14 protein-coding genes are annotated in these 14,689 nt (G+C 35.2%); 1 reads left to right on the forward strand and 13 read right to left on the reverse strand.

Annotated features, from left to right (window positions below):
- Positions 1-63: 63 nt before the first annotated feature.
- From ganQ to arcA, 11 genes are all read right to left on the reverse strand, one after another.
- The gene (ganQ, locus tag BLT48_RS06560) at positions 64-912 is read right to left on the reverse strand and encodes a galactooligosaccharide ABC transporter permease GanQ (RefSeq protein ID WP_089976416.1); all 849 of its coding nucleotides are present in this window, start codon (positions 910-912) and stop codon (positions 64-66) included.
- Between the two features lie 2 nt (positions 913-914).
- Positions 915-2,180, reverse strand: a complete 1,266-nt coding sequence (locus BLT48_RS06565) for a carbohydrate ABC transporter permease (RefSeq protein ID WP_280513125.1) — start codon at positions 2,178-2,180, stop codon at positions 915-917.
- 94 nt (positions 2,181-2,274) lie between these two features.
- A complete protein-coding gene (gene ganS / locus BLT48_RS06570; RefSeq protein WP_089976421.1) occupies positions 2,275-3,555 on the reverse strand; it encodes a galactooligosaccharide ABC transporter substrate-binding protein GanS in 1,281 nt (426 codons plus the stop codon).
- 207 nt (positions 3,556-3,762) lie between these two features.
- Entirely contained in the window at positions 3,763-4,752 is a 990-nt protein-coding gene (locus BLT48_RS06575) for a LacI family DNA-binding transcriptional regulator (RefSeq protein WP_089976424.1), read from the reverse strand.
- A gap of 194 nt (positions 4,753-4,946) precedes the next feature.
- Positions 4,947-5,939, reverse strand: coding sequence for a LacI family DNA-binding transcriptional regulator (locus BLT48_RS06580; protein WP_089976426.1), 993 nt, complete (start codon positions 5,937-5,939; stop codon positions 4,947-4,949).
- Positions 5,940-5,972: 33 nt separating this feature from the next.
- The gene (locus tag BLT48_RS06585) at positions 5,973-6,830 is read right to left on the reverse strand and encodes an ROK family protein (RefSeq protein ID WP_089976430.1); all 858 of its coding nucleotides are present in this window, start codon (positions 6,828-6,830) and stop codon (positions 5,973-5,975) included.
- 482 nt (positions 6,831-7,312) lie between these two features.
- The gene (locus BLT48_RS06590) at positions 7,313-8,035 is read right to left on the reverse strand and encodes a Crp/Fnr family transcriptional regulator (protein ID WP_226776578.1); all 723 of its coding nucleotides are present in this window, start codon (positions 8,033-8,035) and stop codon (positions 7,313-7,315) included.
- Between the two features lie 129 nt (positions 8,036-8,164).
- The gene (gene arcC, locus BLT48_RS06595; RefSeq protein ID WP_089978685.1) at positions 8,165-9,106 is read right to left on the reverse strand and encodes a carbamate kinase; all 942 of its coding nucleotides are present in this window, start codon (positions 9,104-9,106) and stop codon (positions 8,165-8,167) included.
- Between the two features lie 15 nt (positions 9,107-9,121).
- On the reverse strand, positions 9,122-10,549 hold the full coding sequence (arcD, locus tag BLT48_RS06600; RefSeq protein WP_218123359.1) for an arginine-ornithine antiporter: 1,428 nt from the start codon (positions 10,547-10,549) through the stop codon (positions 9,122-9,124).
- 134 nt (positions 10,550-10,683) lie between these two features.
- Positions 10,684-11,700, reverse strand: a complete 1,017-nt coding sequence (gene argF, locus BLT48_RS06605) for an ornithine carbamoyltransferase (protein WP_089976437.1) — start codon at positions 11,698-11,700, stop codon at positions 10,684-10,686.
- Between the two features lie 47 nt (positions 11,701-11,747).
- A complete protein-coding gene (gene arcA / locus BLT48_RS06610; RefSeq protein WP_089976440.1) occupies positions 11,748-12,986 on the reverse strand; it encodes an arginine deiminase in 1,239 nt (412 codons plus the stop codon).
- 241 nt (positions 12,987-13,227) lie between these two features.
- On the opposite strand from arcA, the gene BLT48_RS06615 reads away from it, so the two are divergent.
- Positions 13,228-13,746 carry an arginine repressor gene (locus BLT48_RS06615; protein ID WP_035020244.1) on the forward strand — a complete coding sequence of 173 codons (519 nt, stop codon included), beginning with the start codon at positions 13,228-13,230 and terminating at the stop codon, positions 13,744-13,746.
- Between the two features lie 74 nt (positions 13,747-13,820).
- Here the strand turns inward: BLT48_RS06615 and BLT48_RS06620 are convergent, their stop codons facing one another.
- A complete protein-coding gene (locus BLT48_RS06620) occupies positions 13,821-14,252 on the reverse strand; it encodes an organic hydroperoxide resistance protein (protein ID WP_089976443.1) in 432 nt (143 codons plus the stop codon).
- Positions 14,245-14,688 carry a MarR family winged helix-turn-helix transcriptional regulator gene (locus BLT48_RS06625; protein ID WP_089976447.1) on the reverse strand — a complete coding sequence of 148 codons (444 nt, stop codon included), beginning with the start codon at positions 14,686-14,688 and terminating at the stop codon, positions 14,245-14,247. Before BLT48_RS06625 ends, BLT48_RS06620 begins: the two co-directional genes overlap by 8 nt.
- Position 14,689 lies beyond the last annotated feature (1 nt).

A 14,689-nucleotide genomic window follows, 5' to 3' on the forward strand; every position in this document is an offset into this window, starting at 1 on the left:
CTCCTTTCTGATTAACAGACCTAATTTTAGTATGTGTAAGTTTTTATTTTGCTTAAATCTCTACTATCCTTTTGTTCCTCCAGCAGTTAAACCAGCAACAAAGTTTTTTTGCAATAGAACAAAGATAATCGCTACTGGGATACTAATCAATATAGCTCCAGCGGCAAAGGTTGTATAGCTTCCTCCTTGCACGTCTTTTACTAAGTTAAATAATCCAATTGGAAGAGTATACGATTCCGTACTCCTCAAGATTACTGAAGACAATACAAAGTCTCCCAACGGTCCAGTAAATCCATTCATTGCAACTACTGCTAACATTGGTTTTGCTAGTGGCATGATTATTTGTAAAAATATTCGAGTAGGACCTGCGCCATCCATTCGGGCACTTTCATCTAAATCAATTGGAATGGAATCCATGTATCCTTTCATTAGATAAGTATTCATTGGGATTTGCCCTCCTGTATATAGAATGATTAGCAACCAATGACTGTTCATTAATCCTAGCATTTGAGCTAATACATATAGGGCAACCAAAGCTGAAAATTGGGGAATCATTTGTAATAATAGAAAAAGCGTTAAGCCATTCTTTCTTCCTTTAAATCGAAATCTTGAAAAAGCATAACCTGTAAACGAAACACTGATAACCGTAAAAATCATAGTAAAAACACTAATTTTCATTAAATTCATATACCACTGTACATAAGGTAAATTTTTGTTTCCCATAAATAACTCTCTATAATGATCTAAAGTTGGATTTTTTGGAATTAGAGTTGTACTCACTAGACTATTTCCGGGATTAAAACTCGCTCCAACTGTCCAAAGCAATGGATAGATAATCGCTATCATTACAATAGCTAAAATTAAATACGTAAAAAATAAACGAGTGAATTTTTGTCTTTTTGCATTACTCATAGTTATTCGCCTCCCTTGAATGAACTAGTTCGTCTAAATTGCCACAACGCAATCGTAATAACGAAGACAGAGAGTAAAATCGTTAGTGCAGCAGCCAAAGAATATTGGCTAGATTGCATAGTTAATTTATAGATCCAAGAGACTAAAATATCTGTTCCCCCTGCAGTTGAACCTGGAACTGCTGGTCCACCACCATTAAAGAGATAGATAATATTGAAGTTATTGAAGTTAAATGTGTATTGCGTAATAATAATTGGAGCGATAGAAGTCAATAGTAATGGCAAGGTAATGTGTTTAAATTTACCAAAAGATGAGGCTCCATCAATCGTAGCTGCTTCATACAGATCTTCTGGAATAGATTGAAGCACACCTGTAGTCACAACAAAAATATATGGAGATCCTAGCCAACCTTGCATCATTAGGAGCGCGATCCTTGTCCAGTTCGCATTTGTCATCCAAGGAATAGCATCAAGTCCTAAACCAGCTAGAATAGTCGTATTGATTGCTCCGAAGCTATCATTGAACATTCCAGCAAAAATCAAAATAGTTACAAACCCCGGTACTGCCCATGGCAACACTAGTACTGTTCGAATGATTTTTTTAAAACGTAAATCTTTTTGATTGACTAGAACAGCCATAAATATCCCTATTGATACTTGCAAAGTTGAAGCAACAACAGTCCATACAATTGTCCATCCTAAAACATCTATAAAAGTCGAACGCCAAATATCAACGGTAAAAATGTTTTTAAACGTGTCTAATCCTACCCATTGAACTAAATTTGCCGGTGGTGAATTATACAAATTGTAGTTTGTAAAAGCTAATGCAAAACTAAATAAAATTGGAAAGATAACAGCGAAAATTAAGACGAATAAAGCTGGTCCACTGATAACATACGGATATCCTTGATCAATCAACTGATGATATTGTTCTTTGATTGAATTTAATGGCATTTTTTCATCGCGTAATTTTCCATTTGTATAGGCGTCTTTTAGATTTATGTAGTACAATGCAACGCCAAATACCGTTACTATAATGGCAATAATACCCTCAGCTAAAAGAAAAATAGAGTTATCTCGAGGTACTTCAGTTCCTAATGTAAACAATCCCCAAAATCCCATATTCAATAAATCTGCAAAAGCTACACCAAAGGCAATTGCACCAATTAAAAATACTAAGCCTTTAACAATCTGTTTGTTATAAAATTGACCTATTCCTGGAATAATGGATAACGTTGTAGCTACTTTTCGGTGTTCCAATATTTTCACCCTCTTTTATTATTAAAATAAAAAAATGGGACAACTCTTCTTCAATTAGAAAAGTTTATTTTTCCATCCCATTTTTCTACTGTTAATTTAATTGTTAATTCCCGCTATGGTTTGCTTCTATTTGTCCTTTTATCGTTTCAACTGCTTGTGTTAGAGCTTCTTTAGGTTTAGATTTTCCAGTTGCAATGGTTTGTAGAGCTGAATCTACAGGTGTCCAAACTTCATTCATTTCAGGAATACTTGGTGTTAATTCTGAATATTGAGATTGTTCTGCCACTGCTTGCGAACTTTCATTTTCTAATACTTTAGGATCAGTAGCTAAAGACTGCACAGCAGGTACTTCTAACGTTTTCTCATAGCGAACTTTTGAATTTTCTTCATTTGCTAGGAATGTTACAAATTCTTGTGCTAATTCTGCATTTTCAGAATATGAACTAACGTTATAGCTCTTCACTCCAATAAATGAACTCATATTTTCACCATTTGAAAGTTTAGGTAATGCCATTACACCATAGTTAATTCCAGCATCTTTATATGGCCCTAAATTCCAAGGTCCTGAGATAACAGCAGCTGCCTTTCCTTCTGAGAAAAGAGAATCTAAAACGCTAATTCCTTGTTCTCCGATTAAACCTGCTGGAAATAACCCTTCACTATAGAATTTTTGAATCTGTTCTGCTCCTTCAATTGCTCCCTCATTGTTTATACCGATATCAGACACATCATAATTTCCATCGGCATCTTGTCCAAAGACATAACTTCCATAGCCTCCTAAAACACTTTGTGCATAATAAATTTGATCCCACAAAGCTAGCAATCCATAGTTATCTCCTTTTGTTAATTCCTTAGACAAATCATACCAACCATCTATATCAGTTGGAACATCTTCTTCAGCAATGATATCTTTATTATAATAAAGAATAGTCGTTTCAACTGCTTTAGGTAATCCATACACTTTACCTTCTACAATTTGTGATTGCATAGCTGCTTCTGTGTAAAGAGATTGAATATCTTCTCCAACTTCTAACTCTTTTAACAATCCTTCAGTTACCAAAGTCCCTACTTGATCTCCTGGAATAGTAACAACGTCAGGACCCGTTCCTGCTGGTCCATCTAGACGTAAATCTTCATTTTGAGAAGCATATGCTTTTTCTACTACTTCAATTTTCACATCATTTTCTTCTTCAAATTTTGCAACAGCTTCTTCAATACCTTCGGACTTTTCTATATCTTCCCAAATAAGTAAATCATAATCATTATTATTTTTATTAGTTGTATCTGATTCAGTACCTGCACTTTCACTTGGCCCACAACCAGCTAACGTTAACCCCAGTGTAATAGCTCCAATTAAACTAATAAATTTTTTATACTTTCCCATCTTTAAACACTCCCTCAACCATTTTTTAAAACGGTTTACATCTAAAAAAAGTGCAACCGCTTTCTGAAGATAATATATCACAAATCATAAAAATAGTAAATAAAATATTTTACTATTTTACAAATTAATTTTAGTAAAACATTTTCACAAAAAAATAACCTGTTATTCTTTTTAAAGTAAAGAGAATAACGGGCTTAAAAGTGACTGTTAGGTGCTTTTTCGAATAATTAAATTTGCGCCTAAAATAACAGTTTTTACAATTCGGCGTTTTTCTATAATTCGTTCTAATAATAGTTCAATAGCATTTTTGCACATCTCATGAGTATCTATGGCATAGGTAGTTAATGGAGGTGAAATATATTTTGTTACACTGATATTATTCATACTAATCATGCTCACACGATCAGGAACAGCTACCCCAATTTCATTTAATGCTTGTAGACAACCAACAGCAATTGGATCTGCCGCAACAAAAAATGCAGTAGGCAAGTTATCTCCAAGTTCATTGATTGCTTGATTCATTAGTTCATAACCTGATGCTACAGAGAATCTACGTTTACTAAAGATATATTCTTCATTTAATAAGTTTTTATTCTCTAAATAACGTCTAAATTTCCGTTCTCGAATATCCATTTCATCTTCATCTGTATCAGGATTATGATAATTTCCACCTATAAACCCAATTTCTGTATGACCTTTATCAATGAAGAAGTCAATTGCTCGTTCAGTTATACGTATAAGATCTGGCCGGACCGAATCGTAATGATCAGGATCTGGGGCAGTATCCACAAATACACCACAAGATGTCAATTTCCTTAAGTAAGCTAGTTCTTTAGAAGAAAATCCACCTATAGCTATAAAACCTTCAATATTAGTTGGTATACTTTTGATTCCTTCAGTAATCTTATAAGTTGTCAGTTCAATATTGTTTTTTTTAGCTAGTGTTTCAATTTCTAAACGTATTTGTTTAAAATAAACATCTTCCAGTTCTTCTTTATCTGTCAGCCAATAAAGAAAAGCGATGTTCTTTACTTGGGGTTGCACTATTTTTTTTCGGTAATTTAATTTATCAGCTGCTTCAAATATTTTTTCTCTCGTTTCATCCCCAACAGATAATTTTGGGTCATTGTTTAATACCCGCGAAACAGTGGCGATAGAATATCCGGATTCCAGTGCAACATCTTTTATAGTCGCCATTTCTTTCACACTCCTGATTTCTTAATTGTATCTCCTATCAGTATAGCCTAAAGATAAGAGATTTCAAACAAAATGATAGCAGACGGCGTTTTTTTAGTAAATTTTTTCACTAAAAAAACACTAATTAAACTTTATACAATAATATTAATTTCATTTCAATTCATAAACGAAAATAAAAACTCCTCAATAAAAAATTAAGGAGTTTTTATTAATGGAATAGTCGACTCTCTAGCAATCAACTGATTGGGCAGTTCAATAGTGATCACTTTATCTTCACCTTCAATTAAATCAATGAGGTTTGCCACTGAAACTGAACCTAATTCTTCATATGGGTATTTTACAGTTGTAATAGTTGGTGTAACAATCGATGTAACTTCGTAACCACCAAATCCAGACAATGAGAAGTCTTCTGGAATCGTTAATCCTAATGTGTGCGCAGCTTTCATAACGGCTAATGCGATATTGTCAGTTGCACACAAAATATAGGTCGCCGTTGTTTCTGTCAATACACTCATCGCCTTCTCATAAGCTTTTGAAAAGGAAAAACTTATTTCAACTACTTCGACAGTCGTCTCAAGAGAGCCTTTCAACGCATCTAAAACGCCTTTCGATCTCAACTGTCCTACTGCCTCATCTTCTTCAAGAACGGTAAAGTACAAAAAGTTTTTGTGCCCTAAATTAGTTGCATAATTTCCCATTTTAAACCCAGCTTCATACTCTTGATGAACAATCGTATTTAATCCATCTGCAGATTGACCCAGTAGCAAAACGGGAATATTGACATCTGCGATTGCTTTTCTATGTGCTTGAGTCACAACCGTCGCCAATAAAATGATGCCATCTACTTTTTGTTTAGCCAAAGTATAAATATTTTCAACTTCATGTTCAACACTTTGGTTTGTATTTGTAATAATTAATTGATAGTTTTTAATTCTTAATTCTTCATCTATACTCGCTAATATCGTATTTGTTGCAAAGGAATCTAGTCGAGGAATGATGGTACCTATCATCTTTGTTTTTTTCGCTTTTAAACTCTGTGCAAAAGTATTCGGTGCATATCCGGTTTCACTAACGATTTGATCTAACTTGGCTTTCGTTTTTTTACTAACGGATCCGCCGTTCAAATACCTGGAAACTGTACTTTTAGCTACCCCTGCTTTATGAGCGATATCTTTTATGGTCACCATCTTATCACCTTAAGTCTCTTTGATCTTTACTCATTATTTTTCTTCAATAGCCATCAATAAGCAACCCGTTATTCCTGCATTATCTTCAAGTTCTGGAGTTACAATGTACTCATCTAAAGAAGGAGTCGCAACATAACCAGCCATCAATTGAGTAAATTGTTCTTTAATCATAGAAAGCAATTGAGTTTGTTTCATAACCCCTCCGCCCAAAACAATTTTTTCAGAGCTAAGAATCAATGTATAATTCACTAGAGCTTGTGCTAAATAGAACGCTTCTATCTCCCAGACTTTTTTATCTTCTGCTAACTCATGTCCTTTTTTTCCATAGCGTTTTTCAATAGCTGGGCCTGCAGCAACACCTTCCAAACAATTCCCATGATAAGGACAAACGCCTTCAAAATCATCATCAGGGTGCATGCGGACTAAAAGGTGTCCCATTTCAGGATGACCAAAACCGCTTAGTACTTTCCCATCAACAACAGCTCCGCCGCCGATTCCGGTACCAACTGTCAGGTAAAGACAGCTTTCCATTCCTTGCGCGCTTCCTTTTTTAAGTTCTCCGTAAGCGGCTGCATTTACATCTGTCGTCCAAGCAACTGGAATACCATATCTCTGTTTAACTGATCCTAAGAAGTCAAAATTCTTCCATGCCATTTTTGGAGTTGAAGTTACATATCCATATGTAGCTGATTTTTCATTAACATCAATTGGTCCAAAAGATCCAATTCCAATAGAAGTTAATGTGTATTGATCAAAAAAGTCAAAAACTTGTTTAAGGGTTTCTTCTGGTGTAGTAGTGGGAATACTTACACGTTCTTTTATCTCTAACTGTTTATCGCTTACTGCACAGACAAATTTTGTTCCGCCTGCTTCAATTGCACCATACATCATACTTTTTCCTCCTAATGGATCTTCATAATAATTTTAGAAAAGGTTTTCTTAACCACCATATTACCACAGAATTTTTAAGAGTACTAGACGAGGAAACAATCTTTACCTGTGCAAAAATCAAGCCTCAAAAAAAAGCTCTTCAAAGTTGTTGCCATCTTTAAGAGCTCAATAATTTTTAGTGTGGATAGCTTAACTACATTAATGATACGAAATTTTTAGAGGAATAGACTTTGCTTGTAGCTTGCATTGAATTCAATGCGAATTATAAAGCGTTAGCGCTTCAGCGATTACGCTTTATTTGAGGCTTGAAAGTCTGAAGACGTCCTTGGCTTCAGATGGTTCCATGGCTCTCCACAAGCAAAATCGTCCATTCCAGAAGAAATTTATTTTATTCTGTTAACACTATTTGTTGAATTTCCTTTTTAAGAGCTTTATAACTACTAGCTATACACTGTTTAAATCAGTGTTAGTAGATTCCCTATTTATTCTGTATAAGAATTGAAATAAACTAGGTCTTTAAATACGAAAAGCTTGTGTTCGTATTCTAATTTTTCCATTTCTTTTAATTTTTTTATCGTGTTTCCTACCGTTTCTCTTGAACATCCGCTCATGTTTGCTATTTCATTAATCGTAATTGGATAAGGTATGTTGACCATTGTTGGATTTGTATAGTCTCCCAGCTCTTTCATTAAATAATTTAATGCTTTAATGATTCGATTTGTAGCATTTGATACAACCATATATTGTAGCCTTTTTTCGTGAGTTTCAAGAATCTTAGATAATTTATGATAGAAAAAAATCATTTGTTTAGGATTTTTTTCTATTAGACTTTCGAAAAGAGTTGTTGGAATATAATACAGCTCTATATCTGTCACAGCATACGCAGAATAATGATAAACCTCATCAGAAAACATTCCGCCATAGGGGAACAATGTTTCCTTTTTCACATAGTCGGTGTACGTATAAAAAGCACTTTCATCATATTTCTCAAGTCTAACCAAACCGCTGATTAAATAAAATATTTTTTCGCGGATGTCCTCTTCGTCAAAAAGAACTTGCCCTTTTTTATACTTACGCAGATACATATTTTTTCGGAGAAGATTAAATTCTGGATCAGTAAATTCTGAAAAAATAGGCTTGTATCGTAGTTCATATAAGTTGATTACCTTTTTTTGAATGGTTGTCATCAAAACACTCCTATTCATACTATTCGTCCTTAAACACTTATCGATAGCTAACTTATTCACAACATAAGTATAACATAAAAGCAAACAGAGCCTTCTGATTAAAGGCTCTGTTTGCATTATTATGTGTTTATTTTAATAGCGCTTACATTATTTTGTAATAATTGTTCCAGCTCCTTCTGTTAAAACATATTCGATATTTTCTAAAGATGTAACAATTGCTTTTCCATTTTTTGAATTTTCTACAAACGCAATTGCAGCCTCTACTTTAGGGAGCATACTTCCTGCAGCAAATTGATGCTCAGCAATATAGCCTTTCATTTCTGTAACCGTAACTTCATTTAGTTGTTTTTGATTGGGTTGATTGTAATTGATATAGATATTATTGACACCCGTCAACACAACCAGTAAGTCTGCTTGTATCAACTCTGCTAGTTTTTGAGAGGCAAAATCTTTATCGATTACAGCTTCAACACCTCTTAGCTCGTTGCCTTTTTTTACGACTGGAATACCACCTCCACCAACCGTTATTGGAATGACTCCATTTTCGACTAATTGATTGATCACAATATGCTCATTAATACTGATTGGTTTTGGAGAAGGAACTACTTTTCGCCAGCCTCTTCCAGAATCTTCTTTAAAAACAGCTTGAGATCGTTCCATTTCTGATTCAGCTTCTTCTTTAGACAGGAATGGTCCAACTGGTTTACTTGGCTGCTCAAAGGCAGGGTCTGTCTCATCAACAATGACTTGAGTAATCAATGAGACTACTTGTTTATCTATGTTCCGTTTCCCTAAGGCCCGCCCAAGTGCATTTTGCATCCAGTACCCAATACTTCCTTGTGTCATAGCTACACAAGTATCTAATGGCATAGCTGGATTATGAGGTGTATCTCCTGCAATCTGTTGCAATAATAAATTCCCTACTTGTGGTCCGTTGCCATGTGAAATAACCAAGTCATCACCATTCTCAATAAATTTCACCAAATATTCCGCTGTTTTTTCAAGCGCTTGTTGTTGTGCTTGCGCACTTGCATCATTTGACAAAATCGCATTCCCACCTAAAGCAACAACGATTTTTCTTTTTGCCATCATTAGCACACTCCTCTACATATTACTGATATCAATTGAACCATTTGCAATCTGTATAATCGCTAGTATAAAAAGAAGCACAATAACTGCTGCCGCTATCCATTCACTCTTAGTAAATATTTTTTCTTTATTTTCTTTTTGTACCCAAGCATAAATAATGATTCCTGGTGCGTACAATAACATGGTCAGCAATAAATAATCCACTCCACCTGCATAAATCAACCAAACAGCATAAATACTAGCCACTATTCCAATAAAAATATTTTGATTCCGTCGTTTTGTGCCATTTTTTTCCATTACCGACAGTTTTAATTGATAAAATGCTGTAAATGCATAAGGAATTAAAATGGCTGATGAAGCCAATGAAAAAGCGAAATTATAAGCTCTTGAACTGATTAAAAAAGTAAACAAGAACAATTGAATTAGTATATTTGTAAACAATAATGAATTAACGGGTGCACCATTTTTATTTTCTTTAATAAAAAATTTAGGGAAGGCACCTTGTTTCGCTGCTTGAAATGGCAATTCAGCTGCAAACATAGTCCAAGCAAGCCAAGCGCCCGACACAGAAATGATTACACCAATATTGATCAACACCGCGCCCCACTTGCCAACGACACTTTCTAACAAATAAGCCATTGCAGGTTGAGGCAAGTCGGCTAATTCAGGTCTAGTTAAAACGGCCATTGATAAAATTGTTGTGAGTAGGTAAATGGCAATCACGGTTACTAAACCGATAATAGTCGCTTTACCAACATCAGATTTGCGCTTAGCTCGACCGGAGAAGACAACTGCTCCCTCAATACCAATAAATACCCATACTGTAACTAACATCGTACCTTGAACTTGATCCATAACTTCTTTAAATGAAAAATTCCCAGAAATCGTTCCCCAAAAATCAGCTGTAAAAACATCTAATTTAAAGGCTACAAACATGGCTACAAAAAAGATGGCTAACGGAATCAATTTTGCTGCTGTGACGATTGCATTGATAAAGGAAGCCGTTTCAACTCCTTTTAATATAAGTGCATGAACCAACCATAGCATGACAGACGCGCCAATAACCGAAGCTAAGTTCTGACCGTCTCCAAATACAGGAAAAAAATAACCAATTGAGCTGAATAATAACGTCCCATAAGCAACATTTCCTAGGAACGCTGACAACCAATAACCCCAAGCTGAGTTGAATCCCATATATTTTCCGAATCCTTCTTTAGCGTAACTATAAATCCCAGCATCCAAGTCAGGGCGCTTAGCAGATAAATTTTGAAAGCAAAATGCCAAGAAACCCATTCCTACGCCGGCTATAATCCAACCAATGATTACCGGACCTACAGAAGCTTCTACAGCCATATCGGACATTAAATTAAAAATTCCACCACCAATAATGGAACCTACAACTAAAGCAATTAAAGGAACCAAGCCTACTTTTTTATCTTCCACGATTTTTCCTCCTCAGTTTTAACGACTTTACTGTGTAGCCTAAACTAAAGTGTGGCTTTCGATTGCTCATATGAACACAAGTATAAGAACTCTCTCTTCTCATACTTGCGGATTCATACAATTTATTTTGTGAACTAGACTTTAGGAATGAACAAGTTTCCTAGTGTTGCAGCCATAATAGCTTTGATAGAGTGCATCCGATTTTCAGCTTGCTCAAACTGACGTGCATGTTTGCTTCTGAATGCTTCATCCGTAATTTCCATCGCATCAATATGGTGTTTTGCTTTTACATCTCTTCCATAGTCAGTATTGGTATCATGAAAGGCTGGCAGACAGTGTAGAATAATCATGTCATCTTTGCCAGTTGCACGAACCATATCCATATTTAACTGGTAAGGAGTCAGTAACTCAATCCGTTCTGCAAACTTATCTTCTTCACCCATAGATACCCATACATCGGTGTATAACACATCTGCCCCTTTAACGCCTTCTGCAACATCTTTTGTAATCATCAGCTTGCTACCAGATTGATCAGCAAACGTTTGAGCCATATCGACTAATTCTTTTTCTGGGAATAAAGATTCAGGTGAGACGATTCGAATGTTCACACCTAAAATCGCACCTGTAACCAACAAGCTGTTTGCCATATTATTACGCCCGTCTCCAACATATGTCAGAGTGATACCTTCAAGCCGACCGAAGTTCTCTTTCACCGTCAAAAAGTCTGCGATCATTTGCGTTGGATGCCATTCATCCGTCAATCCATTCCATACGGGAACACCTGAAAATTCTGCTAATTGTTCTACGGTACTTTGTTTGAACCCGCGAAATTCAATTCCATCAAACATACTTCCGAGTACTCGTGCTGTATCTTCAACAGATTCTTTCTTTCCTAACTGGATATCATTTTTCCCGAGATACTCAGGATGTGCGCCTAAGTCAATCGCAGCCGTCGTAAAAGCAGCCCGCGTACGTGTAGAAGCTTTTTCAAACAATAAGGCAATGTTTTTCCCTTCTAAATAATGATGTGGGATTCCTTTCTTTTTCAGCTCTTTTAAATGCGCGGATAAGTCGATTAAATACATCAATTCATCTTTTGTAAAATCTTTTTCAGCTAACAAACTACGTCCTTGAAATACTTGTTTTGTCATTACCTATTCCTCCATATACTTCTGTCTGATTTTTAAAACCATTCTTATTATTTTGGTAAATCTTCCCGAATCAAAGGCATGCTCATGCATCGTGGACCACCGCGACCTCTAGACAGTTCACTGGAAGCAATCTCAATTACTTCAACTCCGTGACTTCTTAACAAGGCATTCGAAACATAGTTGCGATCATAAGTGACCACTACTCCAGGAGCGATAGCTAATGTGTTAGAGCCATCATTCCATTGTTCACGAGGAGCAGCAATCGCATCTCCGCCACCGCATGGAATCAATGTTAGTTTTGGTACATCAAGAGCTTCTCGCAAGATTTCTTGCAGATCTGAACGCTGGGTCATCTTCACTGTTCCAGGTTCTCCCCCTTTTTCTAAAATATACGTGTCTACTTCACCATTATTTTTTTGGATGCCAGGATGAATGGTAAATTTATCATAGTCAACCATTGTAAACACTGTATCCAAATGCATCATTGCACGGACATTAGGAATTTTTATTGCCAATACTTTTTCAAAATTAGAGTTGCGTTCAAACAATTCGATTGCTAGTTGTTCAATAGCTTTAGCTGAAGTTCGTTGAGAGATACCAATAGCTAGTACTTTATCATTTAAGACCAGTTCATCCCCGCCTTCAATTCGAGACGTATGATTACGATCTCGCCATACTTCGACACCTTGATCAGCAAATCTTGGGTGATAGTTCATGATCGCTTCAATAAACAGCGATTCTCTATTACGAGCTTCAAAAGCCATATGATTGATCGTTAGTCCTTTTCCAATTGCCGCAGCTGGATCTCGAGTAAAATAAAGATTTGGCATTGGATCCATAAAGAATGGGTAAACTTCTTCACTTGACACGTCTGCTAAATGATGGCTTTCAATACTGACATCTTTCTTCCGAATACCTGCCATGATAGCATCAACCATTTCTTGTGTATCAAAACTGAGCAGGTATTTCTTTAGCCCTTCTCTAACACCATCTGTTTCAATATTTGATTCATCTAAAATCCGGTCAACAAATTTTTCTTTTACTTTACCAGCATCGATTGCTTCTGCTGCTAGTTTTTCCAAATACAGCACTTCAACTCCGCGATCAATTAATGCTTGGGCAAAGGCATCGTGCTCTTTTTGAATAACCGGTAAATGAGGAATATCGTCAAATAACAAGCGCTCCATAATTTCAGGGGTCAAATTCTCTACTTCTTTTCCTGGCCTTTTCAATAATACCGTCTTCAATTTTCCAATCTCAGACATTACATGAATGGGTGTTGTCATTGTATTTAACCTTCCTTTCTTAATGCTTCTTATTGATTACACATCTATAATACCGTTTACATTTTTTATATGAAAGTTTAAAGTTCGCACTTAAAATGTCGATTTCATCACATTATTTTTTTCCTTTTTCATATATATTCTTTTTATAGAATATTCACTATATAACGAATCTTTATACTGTATAAGAGTGTTCTTTATACATTTTTTATTAACTAATTTTATTTTAGAAAGGAGAGAAAACATGAAGAAAAAAGATCGGATATTTACGATAAAAAAACTCATTCTCGATCACAGTATTGCTACACAACAAGAATTAATGGACTACCTGAAAAAAGAAAATATTCAAACTACACAAGCAACTCTTTCTAGAGATATAAAAGAATTAAACTTAATCAAAGTAACACAATTAGATCGAACAACAAAATATACTTTTTTCCACGACACTTTTATCGAAAAAAGTCTATACTACAGACTAGAAAAAGCGTTACATAACTATGCAGTAAGCATATCGTGTGTTCATTTTTTTGTTACACTTTTTGTTAAACCAACTCATCCAAGAATTATTGCTTCTTTAATGGACGAATTAAAAATACCGGCAATTGCTGGTACAATTGCTAGCTTCGATACTTGTTTGATTATCTTAAATACGGAACAGGAAGCCCAACTATTATGTGCTTGTTTATCTGATATCATTCTTGAAAAATCTAATGATGATTTAGAAAAAAAATTAGCCCCTTTATTTCAAAAAAGTTTTACATAAAAACAAAAAAACTAACCTGAACAAAAGAGGTTTTTACACCTTACTTTTTCAGATTAGTTTTTTTTGCTAAGTTCTTATTTGTATTCTACTGCTTTTACTTCAACATCGATATTATTTTGAACAGCTTTAGAATATGGACAGAATGCATGTGCTTTTTCTGCTAATTCTTGGGTTGTTTCAAGGTCTTGTCCTTCAATAGCAACAGTAAGTACGACAGATAGTTTGAAGCCTTTATCTGTTGGGTCTGAATTTAAAGAAACTTCTGCTGTAACTTCAGATTTAGCTTGAATTTTAGCTTGTTGGAGCATAATTTCTAGTGCTGAATTGAAACATGCACTGTAGCCTAGAGCAAATAATTGTTCTGGGTTACTCCCTTGACCAGGTCCGCCCATTTGTTTTGGTGTAGATACTTTTACAGAAAATGAACCATCAGGCAGATGACTTTCGCCGTTACGCCCGCCTGTATTGATTGCAGTTGTTTGGTACATTAATTTTGATTCAGTCATGATTAATTCCTCCTAAAATTTTTGTTAGTTCATTTATTTTTCCTAAAATATCAAAATATTCTTTTTCATCCAAATTTAACAGGGCCAGACAGGCAGAAACCTTCTCAAGCAACTCATCCTTTAAATCATCAGCTTTTGAAGTAGTGGCAATGATTACTTTTCTTTCATCTTCCGGATGACGATTTCGAGTAATAAATCCATTTGCCTCCATACGCTTCAGCATCGGTGTTAATGTTCCACTATCCAGTCCAAGTTTTATTCCTAATGATTGAACACTCAGATCGGATTCTTCCCATAGTACAAGCAATGTTACATATTGGGTATACGTAAGAGAATAGGGTTCTAATACCGGACGATAAAGCTTCGTAAACTGTTTTGACAAAGCATAAGTTGAAAAACATAACTGTTCTTCTAATAAAAAGTTGTTTCCTTCCATT

Origin of the sequence: Carnobacterium viridans (genome assembly GCF_900102725.1) — a bacterium.
GTDB classification, from domain to species: Bacteria; Bacillota; Bacilli; order Lactobacillales; family Carnobacteriaceae; genus Carnobacterium_B; species Carnobacterium_B viridans.

Coding starts and splice junctions, on each gene's coding strand:
- BLT48_RS06625 (WP_089976447.1), bottom strand. CDS start 14,688: ATGGAAGGAAACAACTTTTTATTAGAAGAACAGTTATGTTTTTCAACT.
- BLT48_RS06590 (WP_226776578.1), bottom strand. CDS start 8,035: ATGAATAGGAGTGTTTTGATGACAACCATTCAAAAAAAGGTAATCAAC.
- BLT48_RS06575 (WP_089976424.1), bottom strand. CDS start 4,752: ATGGCGACTATAAAAGATGTTGCACTGGAATCCGGATATTCTATCGCC.
- BLT48_RS06615 (WP_035020244.1), top strand. CDS start 13,228: ATGAAGAAAAAAGATCGGATATTTACGATAAAAAAACTCATTCTCGAT.
- ganQ (WP_089976416.1), bottom strand. CDS start 912: ATGAGTAATGCAAAAAGACAAAAATTCACTCGTTTATTTTTTACGTAT.
- ganS (WP_089976421.1), bottom strand. CDS start 3,555: ATGGGAAAGTATAAAAAATTTATTAGTTTAATTGGAGCTATTACACTG.
- BLT48_RS06585 (WP_089976430.1), bottom strand. CDS start 6,830: ATGATGTATGGTGCAATTGAAGCAGGCGGAACAAAATTTGTCTGTGCA.
- BLT48_RS06620 (WP_089976443.1), bottom strand. CDS start 14,252: ATGACTGAATCAAAATTAATGTACCAAACAACTGCAATCAATACAGGC.
- arcC (WP_089978685.1), bottom strand. CDS start 9,106: ATGGCAAAAAGAAAAATCGTTGTTGCTTTAGGTGGGAATGCGATTTTG.
- arcA (WP_089976440.1), bottom strand. CDS start 12,986: ATGACAACACCCATTCATGTAATGTCTGAGATTGGAAAATTGAAGACG.
- argF (WP_089976437.1), bottom strand. CDS start 11,700: ATGACAAAACAAGTATTTCAAGGACGTAGTTTGTTAGCTGAAAAAGAT.
- BLT48_RS06580 (WP_089976426.1), bottom strand. CDS start 5,939: ATGGTGACCATAAAAGATATCGCTCATAAAGCAGGGGTAGCTAAAAGT.